Source organism: Actinoplanes awajinensis subsp. mycoplanecinus (assembly GCF_001509495.1).
Classification (GTDB): domain Bacteria; phylum Actinomycetota; class Actinomycetes; order Mycobacteriales; family Micromonosporaceae; genus Actinoplanes; species Actinoplanes palleronii.
The window spans coordinates 1-18,713 of sequence record NZ_LLZH01000071.1 but is presented as its reverse complement, the minus strand read 5'-3'; the positions used below and the strand labels follow the sequence as shown (position 1 = coordinate 18,713).

Below are 18,713 nucleotides of genomic sequence, written 5' to 3'. Positions count from 1 at the left end.
TGTTTCACCTTAACGGAATTTCCGCGTTTCTTCTTCTCACAAAACCCTTCTGAGGGGCTGGTGCGATCCCTGAGAGTGAAGTTCTTCCACGAGGAAGAACGCGACAGGGCACGAAAGGGATTTTCCAATGACTGACTTTGCCGGCGGCGGTACCGCAGCGGACCTCACACAGGCATGGGCCAGCGACCCCCGATGGGCCGGCGTGAAGCGCGACTACACCGCGCAGGACGTCGTGAAGCTGCGGGGAACCCTCCAGGAGCGGCACACGCTCGCCGAGCGGGGCGCCGAGAAGCTCTGGGAGCTGCTCAACACCGAGGACTACATCAACGCGCTCGGCGCACTGAGCGGCGGCCAGGCGACCCAGATGGTGCGCGCCGGCCTGAAGGCGATCTACCTGTCCGGCTGGCAGGTCGCGGCGGACGCGAACCTGTCCGGCCACACCTACCCGGACCAGTCGCTCTACCCGGCGAACTCGGTGCCCGCGGTGGTCCGCCGGATCAACAACGCGCTGATCCGCGCCGACCAGATCGACACCTCGAACGGCAAGTACGAGCGTGACTGGTTCGCCCCGATCGTCGCCGACGCGGAGGCCGGCTTCGGAGGGCCGCTCAACGCGTTCGAGCTGATGAAGGGCATGATCGCGGCCGGCGCCGCGGGTGTGCACTGGGAGGACCAGCTGGCCAGCGAGAAGAAGTGCGGCCACCTGGGCGGCAAGGTGCTCATCCCGACCCAGCAGCACATCCGCACGCTCAACGCGGCCCGGCTCGCGGCCGACGTGGCCGGCGTGCCGACGCTGGTCATCGCCCGCACCGACGCCCTCGCGGCGGACCTGCTCACCACCGACGTGGACGAGCGCGACCAGCCGTTCCTGACCGGTGAGCGCACCGCCGAGGGCTTCTTCCGGGTCAACCCGGGCGACGACGCCGCGATCGCCCGCGGGGTGGCCTACGCCGACTACGCCGACATGCTGTGGGTCGAGACCGGGAAGCCGGACCTCGACTTCGCCCGCAAGTTCGCCGAGGCCGTGCACGCCAAGCACCCGGGCAAGCTGCTCTCGTACAACTGCTCGCCGTCGTTCAACTGGAAGAAGAACCTGGACGACGACACCATCGCGCGCTTCCAGAAGGAGCTCGGCGCGATGGGCTACAAGTTCCAGTTCGTCACGCTGGCCGGCTTCCACGCGCTGAACCACTCGATGTACGAGCTGGCCCGCGGTTACGCCCAGACCGGCATGACCGCGTACGTGAAGCTGCAGGAGGCCGAGTTCGCGGCCGAGTCCGACGGCTACACCGCGACCAAGCACCAGGCCGAGGTCGGCACCGGCTACTTCGACGCCGTCTCCACCGCCCTGAACCCCGAGTCGTCCACCACCGCCCTGTCCGGTTCCACCGAGGCCGAACAGTTCTGATCTAACGAGTAGGGCAGGGAGATCTGATCATGGGTGCCGAAGAAATCACCATCACCGGAACCACCGCAGACCGATACTCCGAGATTCTGACCCCCGAGGCGATCGCGTTCGTGGTGGCGCTGGACCGCGAGTTCGGCGCACGCCGGGTGCAGCTGCTGGAGCGCCGCCGGCGCCGCCGGGCCACCCGCACCACCGACCTGGACTTCCTGCCCTCGACTCAGCACATCCGGGACGACACGTCCTGGCAGGTCGCGGCGCCGGCCGCCGACCTGCGCGACCGGCGCGTCGAGATCACCGGGCCGCCCGAGCGCAAGATGACCATCAACGCGCTCAACTCCGGCGCCAAGGTCTGGATGGCCGACTTCGAGGACTCGACGTCCCCCACCTGGGAGAACGTCATCCTCGGCCAGGTCAACCTGAAGGACGCGCTGGACTCCCAGCTCAGCTACACCGCGCCGGACGGCCGGCTCTACCAGGTCGGCGCGCACCTGCCGACGATCATGGTCCGGCCGCGCGGCTGGCACCTGCCGGAGTGTCACCTGCGGATCGGCGGCCGCGCGGTCTCCGCGTCGCTGTTCGACTTCGGCCTGTACCTGTTCCACTGCGGGCAGAAGCAGATCGACCGGGGCAGCGGGCCGTACTTCTACCTGCCGAAGCTGGAGTCGCACCTGGAGGCCCGCCTCTGGAACGACGTCTTCGTCTTCGCCCAGGACCTGCTCGGCATTCCGCGCGGCACGATCCGGGCCACCGTCCTGATCGAGACGATCAACGCGGCGTTCGAGATGGACGAGATCCTGTACGAGCTGCGCGAGCACTCGGCGGGTCTCAACGCCGGCCGCTGGGACTACCTGTTCAGCATGATCAAGAACCGGCCGGACGTGGTCCTGCCCGAGCGGTCCCAGGTCACCATGACCGCGCCGTTCATGCGGGCCTACACCGAGCTGCTGGTCAAGACGTGCCACCGGCGCGGCGCCCACGCGATCGGCGGGATGGCCGCGGTCGTGCCCAGCCGGGACCCGGTCGCCGCGAAGCGGGCCCTCAACCAGGTGCGCCAGGACAAGCGTCGTGAGGTCGGCGACGGCTTCGACGGTTCCTGGGTGGCGCACCCGGGCCTGGTCGAGACGTGCCGTGAGGTGTTCGACCAGTGGCTCGGCGCCGAGCCGCACCAGATCGTGCGCAAGCGCGACGACGTGAAGGTCGGCGCGGCCGAGCTGCTCGACATCAAGTCGATCGGCGTGACGGTGAGCGAGGTGGCGCTGCGGACCAACGTCAGCGTCGCGCTCCGCTACATCGCCTCCTGGCTGGACGGGCGCGGCGCGGTCGCGCTCGGCGGCCTGATGGAGGACGCCGCCACCGCCGAGATCTGCCGCGCGCAGCTCTGGCAGTGGATCTCGACGGGCACCCCCACCGACTACGGCGTGCCGGTCACGGCCGCCCTGGTCACCCGGATGTTGCGGGAGGAGCTGACCGTGCTCAGCGAGACCGGCGCCCTGGACGAGGACGCCGCCCGGCTCTTCGGCCAGGCCCGGACGCTGCTCACGGTGCTGCTCACCGAGAGAACGTGCCCGGAGTTCCTGACCCTGCCGGCATACCTACGGCACCTGTCGGCGGGATCGGTCACCCCGGTCGTCGCTCAGGCCACTGTCGCGGCCTGAGCGGTGAGGTGAAGCGGGGCAGCCCTCCGACCTGCCCCGCTTCACCGCAACACACCGAGCCGGCGTCCTCCTCAGGGGCGCCGGCTCACTCGCGTCCCTGCCAGGTGCACAGGCAGACCCGGTTGCCCTCCGGGTCGGCGAGCACCCAGAAACTCGGCGCCTCCGCGTCACTGACCAGGGTTCCGCCGGCTGCGAGCGCCGCGTCGATCCGCGGCTGCACCTCGGCCGGGTCGACCCACAGGTCCGGGTGCCAGCGCTGCCGCGGCTCCTCGCTCCCGGACTGCTGGAACCAGATCGCCGGCACCAGCCCGGCCGGGTCGCGCACCTCGTCGGCCCGGTCGTGGTCCCGGTGCGCCGTACCGAGCACGGCCGCCCAGAACCCGATGATCCCGGCGGCCGCCGGTGTGTCCAGACCCATCTCCAGGCGGGCGATCCCGGTGCGGTCCGCTGCCACTCCGGCTTCTTTCGCCAGATCCGAGATGGTACGGGCGAGGCGCAGATCCCGTACGGTCACCGCCCCCACGTCGTGACTCCAGGTGCGGACGTCGACGTGGCCGTACCGCAGGTCGAGGTCGGGGTGGTGATCCATCGCCTCGGCGGCCGCGCCGATCGCGGTGACCAGCGCCAGCCCGGTCGCGAAGTCACCGGTCCGCAGCCGCGTCTGCAACCCGCCCAGTAGGAAGACCCAGCCGTCCGGGGCCCGCTCGGCGATCTCCCGCCCACTCAGCTTCGTCATCCGTCCATGCTCCCGCACCGCACCCGGGTGTTGTCTCAGCCCCGGCGCGCACCGGCCGACCTGACAGGCCGTCCCCCGCTGGAAGGCTCACCGCATGAGACATCGCCGGATCGTCCTGGCCGCCGTCGCCGGCGCCGTGCTGGCCACGGCCGGGTGCGGGGTCACCGCCCACCGCGCCACCGGCCCGGACCCCGACCCGGAGACCACCGAGCCCGCGGCCGTCTCGACCGGCCCGACGACTGTTCCGGGCGGGGTGCCGGGGATGTCCCCGATCCAGTTCACCACGTCCCCCTCGCCCTCCCCGTCGCCCTCGCCCTCGGCGTCGGCGTCGGCGTCGGTCAGCCCGGCCGCCTCCACGAGTGTGCCGAGCCTGACGGCCAGTTTCGCCGTCGCTTCCGGCTGATCGGCTGGTGCCGCACCCGGCCCGATTTAGGCAGAATGCCCGGGATGCGGACACAGAACTGGGCGGCGCGCTGGCTGGTGGCCCTCACCGGGGTGCTGGTCGCCGGGCTGCTGCTGCTCGGGCGGGCGCCGTTCCGGTACTGCGGGACGCTCGCGATGGCGGTGCTCCTGGCGTACGCCATCGGTCAGACGACCTGGACCCGGCCGCAACAGTGGGCGATCAGCGGTCTCGCCCTTCTCACCCTGGACGCCTCGCTGGTCGACGCGGACAGCGGCGGCCGAGGCTGGCCCGCGGACATCCTGGGCGGCTACGGGCCGCTCGCCCCACTACGGGATTGGCTGCTCACCGCGGGTGGTTTCGCGCTGGCCGTCGCGCTGCTGTTCAGCGCGACCCGCGCGGCCCGCCGGCTGCTGGCCGGCGCGGCCGTGCTCGCCGTCGTCGTCACGGGGAGCACCTGGTTCATGACCGCAGTCAGCCGACCGGCGGAGGTCCGGGCCCTCTCCTCGGACCTCTACTACAGCGACGCGGCCGAGCGCGCCTACGTCATCTTCTCCACGCAGACCCCCGGCGACCTCTCCGCACAGTTCCCCGGCGACCTCTACACACGGACCACCAGCGCCGTCTCCGCGCAGACCACCAGCACCTTCTCCGCGCAGACCGCCGGCGACGAACTGGTGGTCGAGCTGTCCGCGACCAGCACCGCGGATCAGCCTGCGCTCCGCGGCTGGCCGTCCTGGGATCCGTTCCGGGGGCCGGACTGGAGCCGAGCCTGGGAACCGCCCTGGGATCCCTCCACCCTCAAGGTCGACACCGAGCGGCAGACCGCCGCCTTCACCGCGGCGCTGCTGCTCCTCGCCCTGGCGGTCCTGGTCACCGCTCTCTTCCCGCCAGCCCGCGGGACAGCCCTCCGCTCCCCGCGATCCGACAGATAGCGTCGGCGCGCGCCGAAGCACCATCAGGAGACGATGCGGCAAACCGTGGGCCCACCGACCCCACGAACAGCCCGCCGACCCGCGCCCGCCGGGAAGAGATCGCCCCCAGCTCCCTCCCCCACCGACCGTCCGCGACTCCAGGCCCCGGCTGGCGCTGGCGGCTGCCTCGCCCACCCGGAGGCAGCCGCCAGCACCAGCCGCACCGCGCCGGATCAGGGTCGGTGCCCGGTCGCGGTCGCCGGACGGCCCGGGGTGCCGGTCGCGGTCACCGGATGGCCGGGGTGCCCGGTCGCGGTCGGCGGACGGCCGGGGTGCTCGCCAGGCGGCGGCCCCTGCGGCCGGCGGCCCGTTACGCCTGTCCCGATCCGTGGCCGGGCGCAGCCGTCTCGCAAGGTGGACGGCAGGTCCCGGCAGCTGGCCGGCCACGAACCACCCGGACCCGCTGATCCGCGGCAGGTCGCCGACCACGCGATGTCCGGCGTTCCCGGGCCGGCAGCAGCACGCGTCGCCAACCCGGCTGGCCCTCAGCGCCCTTATGCACCCGCCTTAAGGACCACCAGCACCAGCCGAACCAACCCGGCTGGCCCCCACCGCCCCTATCCACCCGCCATAAGGGCCGCCAGCACCAGCCGAACCAACCCGGCTGGCCCTCAGCGCCCTTATCCACCCGCCGAGCGGGAGGTCGACAATGCACCGGGACGACTGAGGGACGGTCGTGCGCCGCAGCGGCATCTGGCGGCGGGGCGGACCGCAACCCGCCGCCCGCCCTGCCGGGCGGCCAACCCCGGCCGCCCGCCGGCCGGAAGCGAACGAACGAGCGAGACCGGCTGGTGCTGAGGGGTGTCTCCGCGGCGCGGAGGCACCCCTCAGCACCAGCCGAAGCCTGGGGCGCGCCACGGCCGGGAGTGCGGCGGGCATCGCGAAACCAGCCAGCGAGCTGGGGCGCGGGGCGGCCGGGAGTGCGGCGGGCGTGGCGCGAGATCAGCCCGGGGCGTGGCTTGTAGCCTGCGGCGGGGCGCTCGGTATTCGTACAAAATGGGGGTTAGAGAGCGGCGACCGCCTCGACCTCGATCAGGAACTCGGGGCGGGCCAGGCCGGCGACGCGGATCAGCGTGCTGGTGGGCGGGGACGTGACGGTGACGAATTCGTCGCGGACGGCGCGGACGGTGGGGAGCTCGTCCGTGCCGACCACGTAGAAGGTCAGTTTGACCACGTCCGGCCAGGTGGCGCCGGCGGACTCCAGGGCGGTGCCGAGGTTGCGGAACACCTGGCGGGTCTGTTCGGCCCAGCCGGTCGGGATCGTGCCGTCCGGGCCCGCTGCCACCTGGCCTGACGTCCAGACCAGGCGGCTGCCCGCGCCGATGGTCACGACGTTGCTGTACCCGTTGGGTGACGGTTCGCCCGGGAAGTCGAAGGGGACCATGAGGACACTTTAGAGATCTTCCAGGGTTCGCGGGGGGACAGCACCGCGCGGCTCATCACGAGCAGGCACAGGGACGCGTTCAGGAACGCGGAGATCACGTCACTGGGGTGGTGCATGCCGCGGTACATCCGGGCCGTCGCGACCGCGACCGGCATCAGCACGAGCAGCCAGCACAGGGCTTTCAGCCAGCTCGGGCGGCCGAGGGAGGCCAGCACGATCGCGAGTCCGACGTAGAGCGCGAACGACGCCGAGGTGTGCCCGGACGGGAAGCTCGAGGTCGGCGGGGACGGGTCGAGGCGCTCGACGTCCGGGCGCGGACGGTCGATCGCCAGGGTGGTGAAGAAGAAGACCAGCGCCTGCGCGGTCACCGCGAGACAGAGGAAGATCGATTCCCGCCAGCGGTGCAGGGTCAGGCGGAACACCAGCGCCATCAGCGCGGTCATCGCGATCACCGACGAGGTGTTGCCGACACCGCTGAAGACCGCGGAGATCTGGGTACGGACGTGGGTCCGGCCGGCCTCGAACGACCGGTTGACACCGTCCTCGACCGTGAACGGCCAGGTGTGCGGGAGTACGTGGGTGAGCAGCAGTCCCAGCCCGATCATCAGGACCAGGATCGCCGCGACCGGCAGCACGATCCGCTTGAACGCTTGCACGACGAATGTGGACACGGCCGCTTTCTACCCCGTCGAGCGCTCCGGGACACGCCTGCCCTGGAACACGGCCACGGTGATCGCCGGCACCGCCACCCCGAGCAGCAGCCCGGCCAGCACGTCACTGGTCCAGTGCACCCCGAGCGCCACCCGGGTGTACGCCGTGACCACCGGGATCCCGGCCGCCGCCACGCACAGCGCGGCCCGCTTCCCGCGCCCGCGCACCCGGGGCAGCAGGACCAGCAGCAACACCGCGGCGCCGAGCGCGTTGGTGAGCGCGTGCCCGGACGGGAAGGAGTACCCGGCGGCCCGGGCGACCGGCTCGAGCAGGTCGGGCCGGTGCCGTCCGAAGAGCAGCTTGAGGACGCCGCCGAGCACTCCCCCGGCGGCCACACTCGCCGCCACCCACCAGGCGAGCGCGGTCTCCCGGCGGCGGAACAGCCAGACGGCGAGCACCACGGCCGCGATCCGCCAGGTGTTCGGGTGGAAGATCAGGCTCCACCAGACCATCGGGTCGACCCAGTCCGGGTGACCCAGCGCCAGGTCGTGCAGCCGGTCGGTGACCCGGGCGTCGAGGCCGTGCAGTTCGTCGGCCCGGCCCGCGACCAGCGCCGCGAGCCCGCCGAACGGGACGAGCAGCGCCACCGCCGCACCGGCCGCCGCTGTCGTCCGTACTCCGAGGGCGATCTCGCGTTCACGTGGCATCGGCGGCTTATACCCACGAATCGCGCCGTGATGCGTGGGTACGAGCCGGCGACCCGTGAGGAAGGTCAGCGAGCGGCGAGCGTGCGGCCGGCCTCGGCGGCGGCGGTGTGCGCGGCCTCCTTCATGGCGGTCGCGGTCTCGGTGAACGCGTCCAGCGCCGGGTTGACCCCGACCAGGGTGAACTCGCGCTCGATCACGACGAGGTCGGCGCCCCAGATGTCGCCGACGATGCGCTTCAGGAAGTCGGTGTTGTGGTCCCAGCCCTCACGCGGGGTGCCCGGGCCGTACGCGCCGCCGCGGGTGGTGATCACGATGACCGGCTTGCCGTCGAGCAGCTTCTCGCCCTGCTCGCCACCGGCGATGGCCAGGTCGAACCACGCCTTGACGTGCTGGGAGACACCGAAGTTGTAGAACGGCAGGGCCAGGATGGCGCCGTCGGCGTCACGCAGCTCGGCGGCGAGGGACTGGGCCAGGGCCACGGCCTCGTTCATGGCGTCGGGGCGGTCGGCCTCGGCGACGTAGCCGGACGACACGGCGAGCTGCCACGCGGTCGCCGGGACCGGCTCGTTGCCGATGTGGCGGCGCACGAACTTGGCGTCCGGCGCGGTCTCGAGCCAGGCGGCCTCGGCGATGTCGGCGAGCGCGCTGCTCGCGGAGTTCGGGCCGAGGATGCTGGCGTCGATACGAAGAATGCTCATCGGTACTGCTCCCGTAGCTGTCGGACTTGAACCGTCAACTCAAGGTAGGCCGTCATGACTTGAAGCGTCAAGTCGGATGGGTTGACGATTCAAGTCGTTCAGATCACTGGCCCGGTGGGGTGCGCAGGCTAAGGTTTCCCTCATGAACACCGAGGAGCCGCGCTGGCTGGAGGCCGACGAACAGGCCACCTGGCTCGCCATGATCAAGATGATCACCCGGCTCCAGGCGTCGCTCGACGCCGACCTGCAGCACAAGGCCGGCGTCTCCTTCTTCGAATACCAGGTGCTCGCCGGCCTCTCGATGCGGCCGGACCGGCGGACCAGGATGAGCGACCTGGCCGAGTTCAGCGCGTGCTCGCTGTCCCGGCTCTCGCACACCGCCCGCCGGCTGGAGTCCAAGGGCTGGCTCTACCGCATCCCCGACCCGACCGACGGCCGCTACACCCTGGCCGTGCTCACCGACGCCGGCTGGGACAAGGTGGTGGCCACCGCGCCCGGGCACGTCGCCGACGTCCGCCGGGTGCTGATCGACCCGCTCACCCAGGCGCAGTACAAGCAACTGAGGCAGATCAGCGAGCGGGTCAACGACGCCATCGGGCACAGCCCGTGCCTGGGCGTGAACAACAATCAGCCCTGCTGAAGGTTCTCGATCTGGCCGATCGCGTGCTGCACCTGGTCGACCAGGCCGCTGATGGTGTGCTGCTGGCCGTCGGCGACCGTACGGACCTGCCCGATCGCCGACCGCACGCTCTCGATCGTGTCGGTCATGGTGGCGACGGCCAGGGACACCTCGGTGGCCGACGCGGTGAGCGCGCCCAGCGTGGCGGTGATCCGCTCGGTGCTCTCCGCGGTGGTGTCGGCGAGCTTGCGCACCTCCTCGGCGACCACCGCGAACCCCTGACCCGCCTCGCCGGCCCGGGCCGCCTCGATCGTGGCGTTCAGCGCCAGCATCCGGGTCTCCCCGGCGATCGACGCGATCAGCTTCACCATCTCGCTGGTCGCCGGCAGGCTGACGCTGAGCGCCTCGGCCGCCGTGTCGGCGTGGGTGGCGTGCTCGGCCATCTGCTCGGTGGCGGTGTACGCGGTCGCCGCCCCGGCGTTGATGTCGTGCACCGAGGCCCGCACCGCGGCCACCTCCCGCACCGCGGTGGTGAGCTGCTCCGCCACACTCCCGATCACCTGGTCCGCATCGGATTGCGCCTGCCGCAGCGTCTCCTCGCGCTCCTGCTCCTGGGCGGCGCGCTGCTCGGCCCGCTCCCGCCCCTGGCGCGCCTGTGACTCGGCCAGCTCACGCTCCCCGCGTTCCAGCGCCGCGAGCATGTCGTTGATCGAGTCGCTGAGTGCCCCGATGTCCCGGTTCTCCGACGGCGGCACCCGGACCTCCAGGTCCCGGGACTTCATGATCCGCTCGACGGCGCGCTGCAGCGGGCGGACGTGCACGCCGATCCCGTTGCGGACGGTGAACTCGGCGGCCAGTTTGAGGATCACCATGGCGGACACCAGGATCAGCCCGATCAGCAGCAGGGTCTGCTCGGCGAGGGCGCGGATCGGCCGGTCGACGAGCACCTCGAGGGTGATCGGCACGCCGTCCACGCCGACGATGGTGCAGTCCACCGCCACCTTGTCGCCGGCCACCGCGGTGCGCACCGCGATCTCGCCCCACCGGCCGGGCAGCGACGGGTGGTCCCGGCCCTCGCGCGGCGTGGCGCGCAGGCGCAGGTCGTCGGCGGTCTGCGCGGAGAGCTCGGCCAGCCCGGCCGCGTCCAGCTCCCGGAACAGCAGCAGCGCGCCGGCCGACGTGCCGCCGGCGCCCTGGTCGGGGTAGGAGACGAAGCCGCAGAATTCGGTGGGGGTGCCGGTGGCGCTGGTCAGGCCGCACTTGGCGTCACCCGGGCCGGCGCCGGCAGTGAACAGCCCGAGCATCGTCGCCGGCTCCCACAGGGCGGCCGGGAGCGGCTGGTAGGTCGTACCGGAAATGCTGCCACCCACCCGGACCCGGCCCGCGGCATCGACCCCGGCGACCGCGGTGATCCCGTAGTTCCGGCCGAGCACCTCGGCCGGCAGGTGCGCCCGGAAGCTCGCCTGGTCCCCGGCGCGGATGTCGTCGCGGGAACCGGTCCAGATCGCGTTGGTCATCCCGAAGTCGCTGAGCCGCTGCAGCTGCGCGCCGAGCGAGACCCGCAGCTCCTCGGCCTCGCTGATGTTCTCCCGCTGTTCCAGGTTGTCGAACGCCCGCAGCGTGATGATCCAGAGCGGCGGGTACGTGCACACCAGGATCAGCACCACCAGCCCGAACATCGGCAGCCGCCCGGGTACGCGCCACCAGCCGACGAACTGCTGGAAGGGTGCCACGAGACCACGGTAGGCAATTCCGGCCCCCGAGGTTTGCGGTTACCGAGTAGTAGGGTGCGGACGTGACCCACGAGGTGTTCAATCAGCCGCCGCCGCTCGTCGGCCACGACGTCGCCGCCGACGCCGCCCTCACCGAGGCGCTGGCCCGCGAGGGTGCCGACTGGTACGCCGCGGACCTGCACAAACTCGGCCTGCGCGCGGGCAGCGAGGAAACCCGGCGCTGGGGTGACGAGGCGAACCGGCACGAGCCCCGCCTGCTCACCCACGACCGGTACGGCCACCGCGTCGACGAGGTCGAGTTCCACCCGTCCTGGCACCGGCTGATGGACGTCGCGGTGGCCGAGGGGCTGGCCGGCGCCGCGTGGGCCGACCCGCGGCCGGGCGCGCACGTGGCCCGCGCGGCCGGGTTCTACGTCTGGACCCAGCCGGAGGCCGGGCACGGCTGCCCGATCTCGATGACGTACGCGGTGATCCCGGCCCTGCGGAACGCACCTGATCTGGCATTTTACGAACCGCTCCTCACCAGCCGCGCTTATGACCCCGGTCTTCGCACCCCGGCGGGGAAGCGCGGCCTGCTCGCGGGCATGGGCATGACGGAGAAGCAGGGCGGCTCGGACGTCCGGGCGAACACCACGACCGCGGTTTTCACAGAAAATCAATGGCGCCTCACCGGCCACAAGTGGTTCACCAGCGCGCCGATGTGCGACCTGTTCCTGGTCCTCGCCCAGGCCCCGGGCGGCCTGTCCTGCTTCCTGGTCCCCCGGGTCCTCCCGGACGGCACCCGCAACGTGTTCCGCATCCAGCGGCTCAAGGACAAGCTCGGCAACCGCAGCAACGCCTCCAGTGAGCCGGAGTTCGACGGCACCGTCGCCTGGCTGGTCGGCGACGAGGGCCAGGGCGTCCGCACGATCCTCGAGATGGTGTCGACGACCCGGCTGGACTGCGTGATCGGTTCGGCGTCCGGCATGCGCGCCGCGGTGTCCCAGGCGATCCACCACGCGAAGCACCGGTCCGCGTTCGGCGGCCCGCTGATCGGCAAGCCGGCCATGCGCAACGTGCTCGCCGACCTGGCGATCGAGTCGGAGGCGGCGACCGCGCTGGCCGTGCGGCTGGCCGGGTCGCTCGACCGGGCAGTCCGCGGCGACCGGGGTGAGCAGGCGTTCCGCCGGCTGGCCATCCCGGTCGGCAAGTTCTGGGTGTGCAAGCGGCAGCCGGCCGTGGTCGGTGAGGCCCTCGAGTGCCTGGGCGGCAACGGCTACGTCGAGGACTCCGGCCTGCCCCGGCTCTACCGCGACGCCCCGCTCAACTCGATCTGGGAGGGCTCCGGGAACGTGCAGGCCCTCGACGTGCTGCGCGGGATGGCCCGGTCGCCGGAGAGCCTGGCGGCGTTCTTCGCCGAGACCGACGCCGCGGCGGGCGCCGATCGGCGCCTCGACCATGCGGTGCGCGAGCTGCGCGGTCACCTCGCGGATCACCAAGATCTGGAGGTACGGGCGAGACGGCTCGTCGAGCGGATGGCCCTGGTCCTGCAGGGCTCCCTGCTGGTCCGGCACGCACCGGCCCCGGTCGCGGACGCGTTCTGCGCCAGCCGCCTGGGCGGGGACTGGGGTCACACGTTCGGCACCCTGCCCGCCGGAACGGACACCGCGGCGATCGTCGACCGGGCCGCTCCCGCCTGACAACCGGGCCCGGCCTCAACCCGGCGGCGCGCGGGCCGATCGGAGGATGTGCGTAACGGACGGGTGCAGCTCTGGGCGGGGTGGCTGATGCTGGCGGCCGTCGCCGCTCTGTGTTTCCCGCTGCTGCCCGACGACACCCTGCCGACCAAGATCTACGTCAACACGGTCGGCACCACGTCGGTGCTGATGATGGTCGTCGGGGTCCTGCGGAACCGGCCGGAGCACCGCGGCCCGTGGCTGATGTTCGCCGCCGGGATGGCGATGCTGGTCTCCGGCGACGTCACGTACGACGTGACCGAGCTGCGCCTCGGCGAGTACCCGTACCCGTCCTGGGCCGACCTGCTCTACCTGTGCGCGTACCCGTTCCTGCTGGTCCCGGGCATGATCCGGCTCAGCCGCGGCAACGGCGACCGGGACCGCGGCGGGCTGATCGACGCGGCCGTCATCTCCACCGGGATCGGGCTGATCTACTGGGTCTTCGTGGTCGGGCCGACCCTCGCCGAGAGCAGCACCCCGGCCCTGGAGCGGATGGTCACCATCGGGTACCCGATGTGCGACGTGATGCTCACCGCCGCGGTGGCCCGGATGTTCACCCGGCCGGAGAACCGCACCCCGAGCCTGCGGCTGCTGGGCATCGGCTCGATCCTGATGCTGACCGGGGACCTGTTCTACACCACGATGTCGACGACCGCCGAGTACACCGGCGGGTTCGTGGACTCCGGGTTTCTTCTCGCGTACGCGTGCTGGGGCGCGGCCGCGCTGCACCCGAGCATGCGCCGGCGCCCGACCGCCGCCGGGATCGACCCGTACGGCATCGGCGGCCGCCGGCTCGCCGTGCTGGCCGCGTGCTCGCTGCTCGCGCCCGGCCTGCTCTTCCTGCAGGGCGTCAAGGACCCGGGCAACATCGCCTGGGGCGGCATCGGCGTCGGCGCGGTCACCCTGTTCCTGCTGGTGATCGCGCGCAACTGGGGTTTCGTGAAGCAGGTGCAGCGGCAGGCCGGCAAGCTCGAGGACCTGGCCATGCACGACGAGCTGACCGGGCTGTCCAACCGGCGCGGGTTCGAGCGGAGCCTGAGCACCGCGCTCGCGGCCGGCTCACCGCACGTGCTGCTGCTCGACCTGAACGGGTTCAAGTCGGTGAACGACCGGTTCGGGCACGCGGTCGGCGACGACCTGCTCATGGTGATCGCCCACCGGCTGTCCGACGCGATGCCGGACGGCGCCATGGTGGCGCGGATGGGCGGCGACGAGTTCGCCGTCCTGCTGCCGGGCTGCGCCACGCAGTCCTGCGACGAACTGGCCGAACGCCTGCACACGGTGATCCGCCTGCCGATCCACGTCGGCGGCCAGGACCTGCTGGTCGGCGCGAGCATCGGGATCGCCGACGCGGACTTCCTGATCGACCCGGTCGAGGTGCTGCGCCGCGCCGACCTGGCCATGTACGCCGCCAAGGCGGCCGGTGGCCGGCACCACCGCTGGTACGTCCTCGAGCTGGACACCCAGGCCGGCGAGGAGGCCCGGCTCGGCGCCGACCTGCGGGTCGGGATGGATGCCGGCCAGCTCCACCTGGTCTACCAGCCGATCGTCGAGTTGCCCGGCGGCGCCCCGCAGGCGGTGGAGAGCCTGATCCGCTGGCAGCACCCGGAACGCGGGTTCGTCAGCCCGGTCGAGTTCATCCCGGTCGCCGAACGCAACGGCCTGATCATCGAGCTCGGCATGTGGATCCTGCGCACCGCCTGCGAGCAGTACCGCACCTGGCAGGCCCGGGGCGTCGCACCCGGGCACATCGGGGTGAACGTGTCGGCCCGGCAGCTGGCCGAGCCGGGCTTCGTCGACGCGGTCGCGGCGGTGCTCGCCGAGACCGGGATGGACCCGCACCACCTGGTCGTCGAGATCACCGAGACCGCGGTGTTCGGCGGCGGGGTCGCGGTGCGAGCGGTGCACGAGCTGAACGCGCTCGGGATCGCGATCGCGCTCGACGACTTCGGGACCGGGCACTCGTCGCTCGGCATCCTGCAGGCCGTACCCGTGAAGATCCTCAAGGTGGACAAGTCGTTCGTGGAGAACGTGACCGTTTCGGACCGGCACGCGGTGATCGCCGCGTCGCTGATCCAGCTGACCGACGGCCTCGGGCTGATCGCGGTGGCCGAAGGGGTGGAGACTCCCGAGCAGGCCGCGGAGCTGTACCGGCTCGGGTATCGGCGGGCGCAGGGCTACCACTTCGGCCGCCCCGTGGTCGACCCGTTCGCGCCCGCCGCTCTGTCATCTGCCGCGTAGTGCCATTTATCCTCGGCCGCGTAGCGCCCGGACCGCGCCGAGCAGCTCGGCCTGGGTGATCGGGTCGGCCTGGCCGCCGGTGCGGGCGTCCTGCATCGCCTTGGTCATCTGCACCCGGCGCAGCACCTCCTTGATGTCCGCGCCGGTCATCCCGGTGCTGGCCACGCCGAGCGCGGGCAGGTCGAGATCGTCGGCGAACATCCGGAACCCCTCGGTCTCGTGCGCCGCGACCAGGCCCTGGATCATCTTCCGGAAGATCTCGGTGCGGCTCACCTCGTCCGGCCTCGGCACGCTGATCTTGATGTCGAAGCGACCGGAACGGATCAGTGATTCGTCGACCCGCTCCGGGAAGTTCGTGGTGGCCACCACGATCACGTTCGGGTTCGCCTCGATCAGGTCGTTCATCTCCTGCTTGAAGATCCCGGCGACCGCGTTGAGTGCCTGGCTGGCCGCGTCCCCGCCGCCACCGGCGTAGCTCACGATCGAGTCGAACTCGTCGAACAGCATCAGCGTCGGCACCCGGTAGCGCCGGGCGTCCCGGAAGATCTGCTTGATGTTGCGCTCCGAGCCGCCGAGCCACTTGTCCAGGATCTCCGGGGTGCGGATCTCCCGGAAGTCGGCGCCGATCTCGTTGGCCAGGGCGCGCGAGAGCATGGTCTTGCCGGTGCCGGGCGGTCCGTACATCAGCAGGCCCTGCGGACGGCGCGCGCCCCAGCGGGCCATCGCCTCCGGGTGCCGGAACGACACCGCGATCTGCCGCAGCTCGCCGACCACGTCCGCGAGCCCGCCGACCATGTCCAGGGTGACCTGCTGGGTGGTGACCGGGGCCGGCGCCGGGGTGGCCTCCCGGCTGAACACGTACCGTCTGCCGCGCAGCGCGTCCGGACCGGCCAGCTCGGTCACCGCCTGCAGGGTCAGCGTCACGAAGGCCCGCAGGTGGGTCGCGGTCACCTCGTCGCGCGGCACCTCGGCCCGCAGCCGGACCACGTCGCCGTCCGCCTCGTAGGCCACCTCGGCCACCAGACCCACCCCGGCGTCCGCGAAGACTCCCGATCCGCGGTTCGCCGCCGGGTTCGCGGTCCGGTCAAAACCCAGTTTCTTGTACGCCGCGGCAGCGGCCGTCCCCACGCCATCCACGAAACGGGTGGCCATCGGGTCCCCGTCGGCGATCCGCTTGGACAGCAGCAGGCCGATCGGGTCGTTGCCGAGCACCATCCGGCGCATCCGCTCGGTGGTCATCTCCTCGGCGCCGGCCCGGATCCGCGCGACGAACACGTGCGCTGATCCGTCTTTTCCGTCCACGCTCGACACTGTCACGTCGACGCGCTGCACCGGGGCCGGCCAGTCACCTCGGCGGGTCAGCTCGACCGGGTTGACCCGGGCCGCGGCCAGGACGGTGTTCGCGTCGACGAGCTCGACGGTGGCTCCCGCGTACTCGAAGATCTCGCCGCGCGGACGCGGGGTGTTCGCCTCAGACATGGTGTTTCCTCCGCTATCCGACTTTCCCCAGAGTGACACGACCATGCTTCCCCGAGCGTATTCATCTCGGTTAATCTGCGGACGCTGATCACCCTCGATGTCGTGGGCAGGCGGCCGGTGCCCCGGCTGCGGCGCACGGCCGTCGCACCCGGCGCGCCGCCTCGTCCTGGCCGGCCCGCCGGTCTCACGGAGGAGGAAGTTCGTTGCGTACACGCACACTCGCCGTTCCCCTTGTCGCCGCTCTGATCGTGGCGCTGGCTCCGCAGCCGGCGTCAGCGGTGGACGAGATCAGCACCAAGAAGTTGCGGGACGCGGTCACCGTCGCCGGCATCCTCGGACACGAACGCGTGCTCCAGCGGATCGCCACCCAGAACGGCGGGACCCGGGCCTCCGGCACGCCGGGCTTCGCGGCCAGCGCCGCGTACGTCACCGGGGTGCTGAAGAGCGCCGGGTACAAGGTCAAGGAGCAGAAGTTCACCTTCGCGTTCTACCGGGAACTCGCGCCCGCCCAGCTGCTCCGCGTGTCGCCGGCCGGACCCGCCTACGCGACGACCACGTACGACTACTCGGCCAGCGGTGACATCACCGGCCGGGTGGTGCCGGCGCTGGACAACGTGCTGCCGCCGACCGCCACGCCCAGCTCCACCGCCGGCTGCTCGGCGACCGACTTCACCCCGGCGTCGGCGACCGCGCCGGAGATCGCGCTGATCCAGCGTGGTGGCTGCGACTTCGCGGTGAAGGCCGCGAACGCGGCGGCCGCCGGGTACGACGCGGCGATCATCTTCAACGAGGGCCAGGAGGGCCGGACCGAGCTGTTCCACGGCACACTCGGCGGGCCGGCCGCCATCCCGGTGGTCGGGCTGTCGTTCGCCGACGGCAGCGCGCTCGACGCCGCCGCGTCGGCCGGCGACGTCACGCTCCGGGTGGTGACCAGCACCGAGGTCAACCCGAACGCCACCACCAGCAACATCATCGCGGACAGCCCCGCGGGCAACCCGGACCGCGTCCTCGTGGTCGGCGCCCACCTCGACTCGGTGGTGCCCGGACCGGGCATCAACGACAACGGCAGCGGCTCGGCCACCATCCTGGAGATCGCCGTCCAGCTGGCCAAGCTGAAGATCACGCCGCGGCAGCAGGTGCGCTTCGCGTTCTGGGGTGCCGAGGAGGGCGGGCTGCTCGGTTCCACCCACTACGTGGCCAACCTCAGCGACACCGACCTGACCCACATCTTCGCCAACCTGAACTTCGACATGGTCGGCTCGCCGAACTACGTCCGCTTCGTCTACGACGGCGACGGCTCGGCCACCGGGACGTCCGGCCCGACCGGTTCCGACCAGATCGAGTCGCTGTTCACGACCTACTTCACCGCGCAGGGCCTGGCCACCGACCCGACCGCGTTCGACGGCCGCAGCGACTACGGCCCGTTCATCGACGCCGGCATCCCGGCCGGTGGCCTGTTCAGCGGCGCCGAGGGAATCAAGACCCCGGAGCAGGCCGCGGTGTACGGCGGGACGGCGGGCGCACCGTACGACGCCTGCTACCACCAGGCCTGCGACGACATCAACAACCTGAACGCCAAGGCGTTGTCCGAGTTGGGCGACGGCGCGGCCCACGCGGTCCTGACCCTGGCCCGCACCAAGACCGGCTTCTACCCGGACGGCAGCCTCCGCGCCCCGGCCCGGCCCGCCCTCCCCTACCGAGGCGACCACCTGGTCCGCTGACCCCTTCCTCCCCGGCCCCCGCCCGCTCACCTAGCGGGCGGGGGCCCTTCCCTGCGTGGCTTTCCTCAGCGAGCGCGGGCGGGGGCTCCGCGACGGCGGGGCTGCGGCAGGATGTGCGCATGTCGATGAATGAAGCCCGGGTCTACCGGCACGTGCCGTGGCTGTTCGCCGCCGGGCTGATCGTGGCGGCCTTGACCGGCGCCGTCGGCGCAGGCCTGGTGACCCTGCTCCACGAGCTGAGCGTCGCGACGGTCTGCAAGGCCGCGGTCGCGCTGCTGTTCTACGTGGTCGTGGTCGCGTTCCCGCTGCTGAGCTTCCGCTGGCGCACGGTGATCGACGACGAGGCGGTCACCCAGCACTGGATCACCCGCACCTACCGGATCCCGCTCGCCGAGATCACCGGCCTGGAACGGGACGCCGCCGCCCACCGCTGGTTCCTCCGCATCCACGCCGGCGAGAAAACCTTCGAAGTCATCCCCTGCCCGGTCTACCGCCGCCCCGGAGGCGCGTTCGGCGCAACCCCACCCCGAACCCTCCTAGCCGCCGAAGCCGACCTGGAAGCCCGCCTGAACCACCACCAACCCGCCTGACC

General features: G+C 71.6%; 16 protein-coding genes. 9 read left to right on the top strand and 7 right to left on the bottom strand.

All coding sequences use genetic code 11. The features are described from left to right. The first annotated feature begins 127 nt into the window (after nucleotides 1-127). On the top strand, nucleotides 128-1,408 hold the full coding sequence (gene aceA / locus ADL15_RS11225; RefSeq protein ID WP_067688042.1) for an isocitrate lyase: 1,281 nt from the start codon (nucleotides 128-130) through the stop codon (nucleotides 1,406-1,408). Between the two features lie 29 nt (nucleotides 1,409-1,437). Then, on the top strand, nucleotides 1,438-3,063 hold the full coding sequence (gene aceB / locus ADL15_RS11220) for a malate synthase A (RefSeq protein WP_067688039.1): 1,626 nt from the start codon (nucleotides 1,438-1,440) through the stop codon (nucleotides 3,061-3,063). 85 nt (nucleotides 3,064-3,148) lie between these two features. On the opposite strand, the gene ADL15_RS11215 is transcribed toward aceB, so the two are convergent. Continuing rightward, a complete protein-coding gene (locus tag ADL15_RS11215) occupies nucleotides 3,149-3,799 on the bottom strand; it encodes a VOC family protein (RefSeq protein ID WP_067688036.1) in 651 nt (216 codons plus the stop codon). 94 nt (nucleotides 3,800-3,893) lie between these two features. On the opposite strand from ADL15_RS11215, the gene ADL15_RS52860 reads away from it, so the two are divergent. After that, nucleotides 3,894-4,202, top strand: a complete 309-nt coding sequence (locus tag ADL15_RS52860; protein WP_157441304.1) for a hypothetical protein — start codon at nucleotides 3,894-3,896, stop codon at nucleotides 4,200-4,202. Between the two features lie 44 nt (nucleotides 4,203-4,246). Continuing rightward, complete coding sequence (locus ADL15_RS11205; RefSeq protein WP_157441303.1) at nucleotides 4,247-5,134, top strand: hypothetical protein; 888 nt, start codon at nucleotides 4,247-4,249, stop codon at nucleotides 5,132-5,134. Between the two features lie 1,042 nt (nucleotides 5,135-6,176). Here the strand turns inward: ADL15_RS11205 and ADL15_RS11200 are convergent. The 4 genes from ADL15_RS11200 to ADL15_RS11185 all read right to left on the bottom strand — a co-directional run bounded on the left by ADL15_RS11200 (nucleotide 6,177) and on the right by ADL15_RS11185 (nucleotide 8,613). After that, entirely contained in the window at nucleotides 6,177-6,503 is a 327-nt protein-coding gene (locus ADL15_RS11200) for a RidA family protein (RefSeq protein ID WP_232344025.1), read from the bottom strand. Next, the gene (locus tag ADL15_RS11195; protein ID WP_067688024.1) at nucleotides 6,500-7,228 is read right to left on the bottom strand and encodes a phosphatase PAP2 family protein; all 729 of its coding nucleotides are present in this window, start codon (nucleotides 7,226-7,228) and stop codon (nucleotides 6,500-6,502) included. Before ADL15_RS11195 ends, ADL15_RS11200 begins: the two co-directional genes overlap by 4 nt. Before the next feature lie 9 nt (nucleotides 7,229-7,237). After that, complete coding sequence (locus tag ADL15_RS11190) at nucleotides 7,238-7,915, bottom strand: phosphatase PAP2 family protein (RefSeq protein WP_083971139.1); 678 nt, start codon at nucleotides 7,913-7,915, stop codon at nucleotides 7,238-7,240. 65 nt (nucleotides 7,916-7,980) lie between these two features. After that, nucleotides 7,981-8,613 (bottom strand): FMN-dependent NADH-azoreductase, encoded by a 633-nt coding sequence (locus ADL15_RS11185; RefSeq protein ID WP_067688021.1) that lies wholly within the window; start codon nucleotides 8,611-8,613, stop codon nucleotides 7,981-7,983. 142 nt (nucleotides 8,614-8,755) lie between these two features. On the opposite strand from ADL15_RS11185, the gene ADL15_RS11180 reads away from it, so the two are divergent. Next, nucleotides 8,756-9,253 carry a MarR family winged helix-turn-helix transcriptional regulator gene (locus tag ADL15_RS11180; protein WP_067688018.1) on the top strand — a complete coding sequence of 166 codons (498 nt, stop codon included), beginning with the start codon at nucleotides 8,756-8,758 and terminating at the stop codon, nucleotides 9,251-9,253. Here the strand turns inward: ADL15_RS11180 and ADL15_RS11175 are convergent. Then, a complete protein-coding gene (locus ADL15_RS11175) occupies nucleotides 9,241-10,965 on the bottom strand; it encodes a methyl-accepting chemotaxis protein (protein WP_067688014.1) in 1,725 nt (574 codons plus the stop codon). The two genes, ADL15_RS11180 and ADL15_RS11175, sit on opposite strands and share 13 nt — an antisense overlap. 62 nt (nucleotides 10,966-11,027) lie before the next feature. Between ADL15_RS11175 and ADL15_RS11170 the strand changes: the two genes are divergently transcribed. Then, on the top strand, nucleotides 11,028-12,644 hold the full coding sequence (locus ADL15_RS11170) for an acyl-CoA dehydrogenase family protein (protein ID WP_067688011.1): 1,617 nt from the start codon (nucleotides 11,028-11,030) through the stop codon (nucleotides 12,642-12,644). 48 nt (nucleotides 12,645-12,692) lie between these two features. Continuing rightward, the gene (locus ADL15_RS11165; protein ID WP_232344024.1) at nucleotides 12,693-14,921 is read left to right on the top strand and encodes a putative bifunctional diguanylate cyclase/phosphodiesterase; all 2,229 of its coding nucleotides are present in this window, start codon (nucleotides 12,693-12,695) and stop codon (nucleotides 14,919-14,921) included. Between the two features lie 6 nt (nucleotides 14,922-14,927). On the opposite strand, the gene ADL15_RS11160 is transcribed toward ADL15_RS11165, so the two are convergent. After that, complete coding sequence (locus ADL15_RS11160) at nucleotides 14,928-16,400, bottom strand: ATP-binding protein (RefSeq protein WP_067688008.1); 1,473 nt, start codon at nucleotides 16,398-16,400, stop codon at nucleotides 14,928-14,930. 203 nt (nucleotides 16,401-16,603) lie between these two features. On the opposite strand from ADL15_RS11160, the gene ADL15_RS11155 reads away from it, so the two are divergent. After that, nucleotides 16,604-18,121, top strand: a complete 1,518-nt coding sequence (locus ADL15_RS11155) for a M28 family metallopeptidase (protein WP_067688005.1) — start codon at nucleotides 16,604-16,606, stop codon at nucleotides 18,119-18,121. Nucleotides 18,122-18,240: 119 nt separating this feature from the next. After that, the gene (locus ADL15_RS11150) at nucleotides 18,241-18,711 is read left to right on the top strand and encodes a hypothetical protein (RefSeq protein WP_067688001.1); all 471 of its coding nucleotides are present in this window, start codon (nucleotides 18,241-18,243) and stop codon (nucleotides 18,709-18,711) included. Nucleotides 18,712-18,713: the final 2 nt, after the last annotated feature.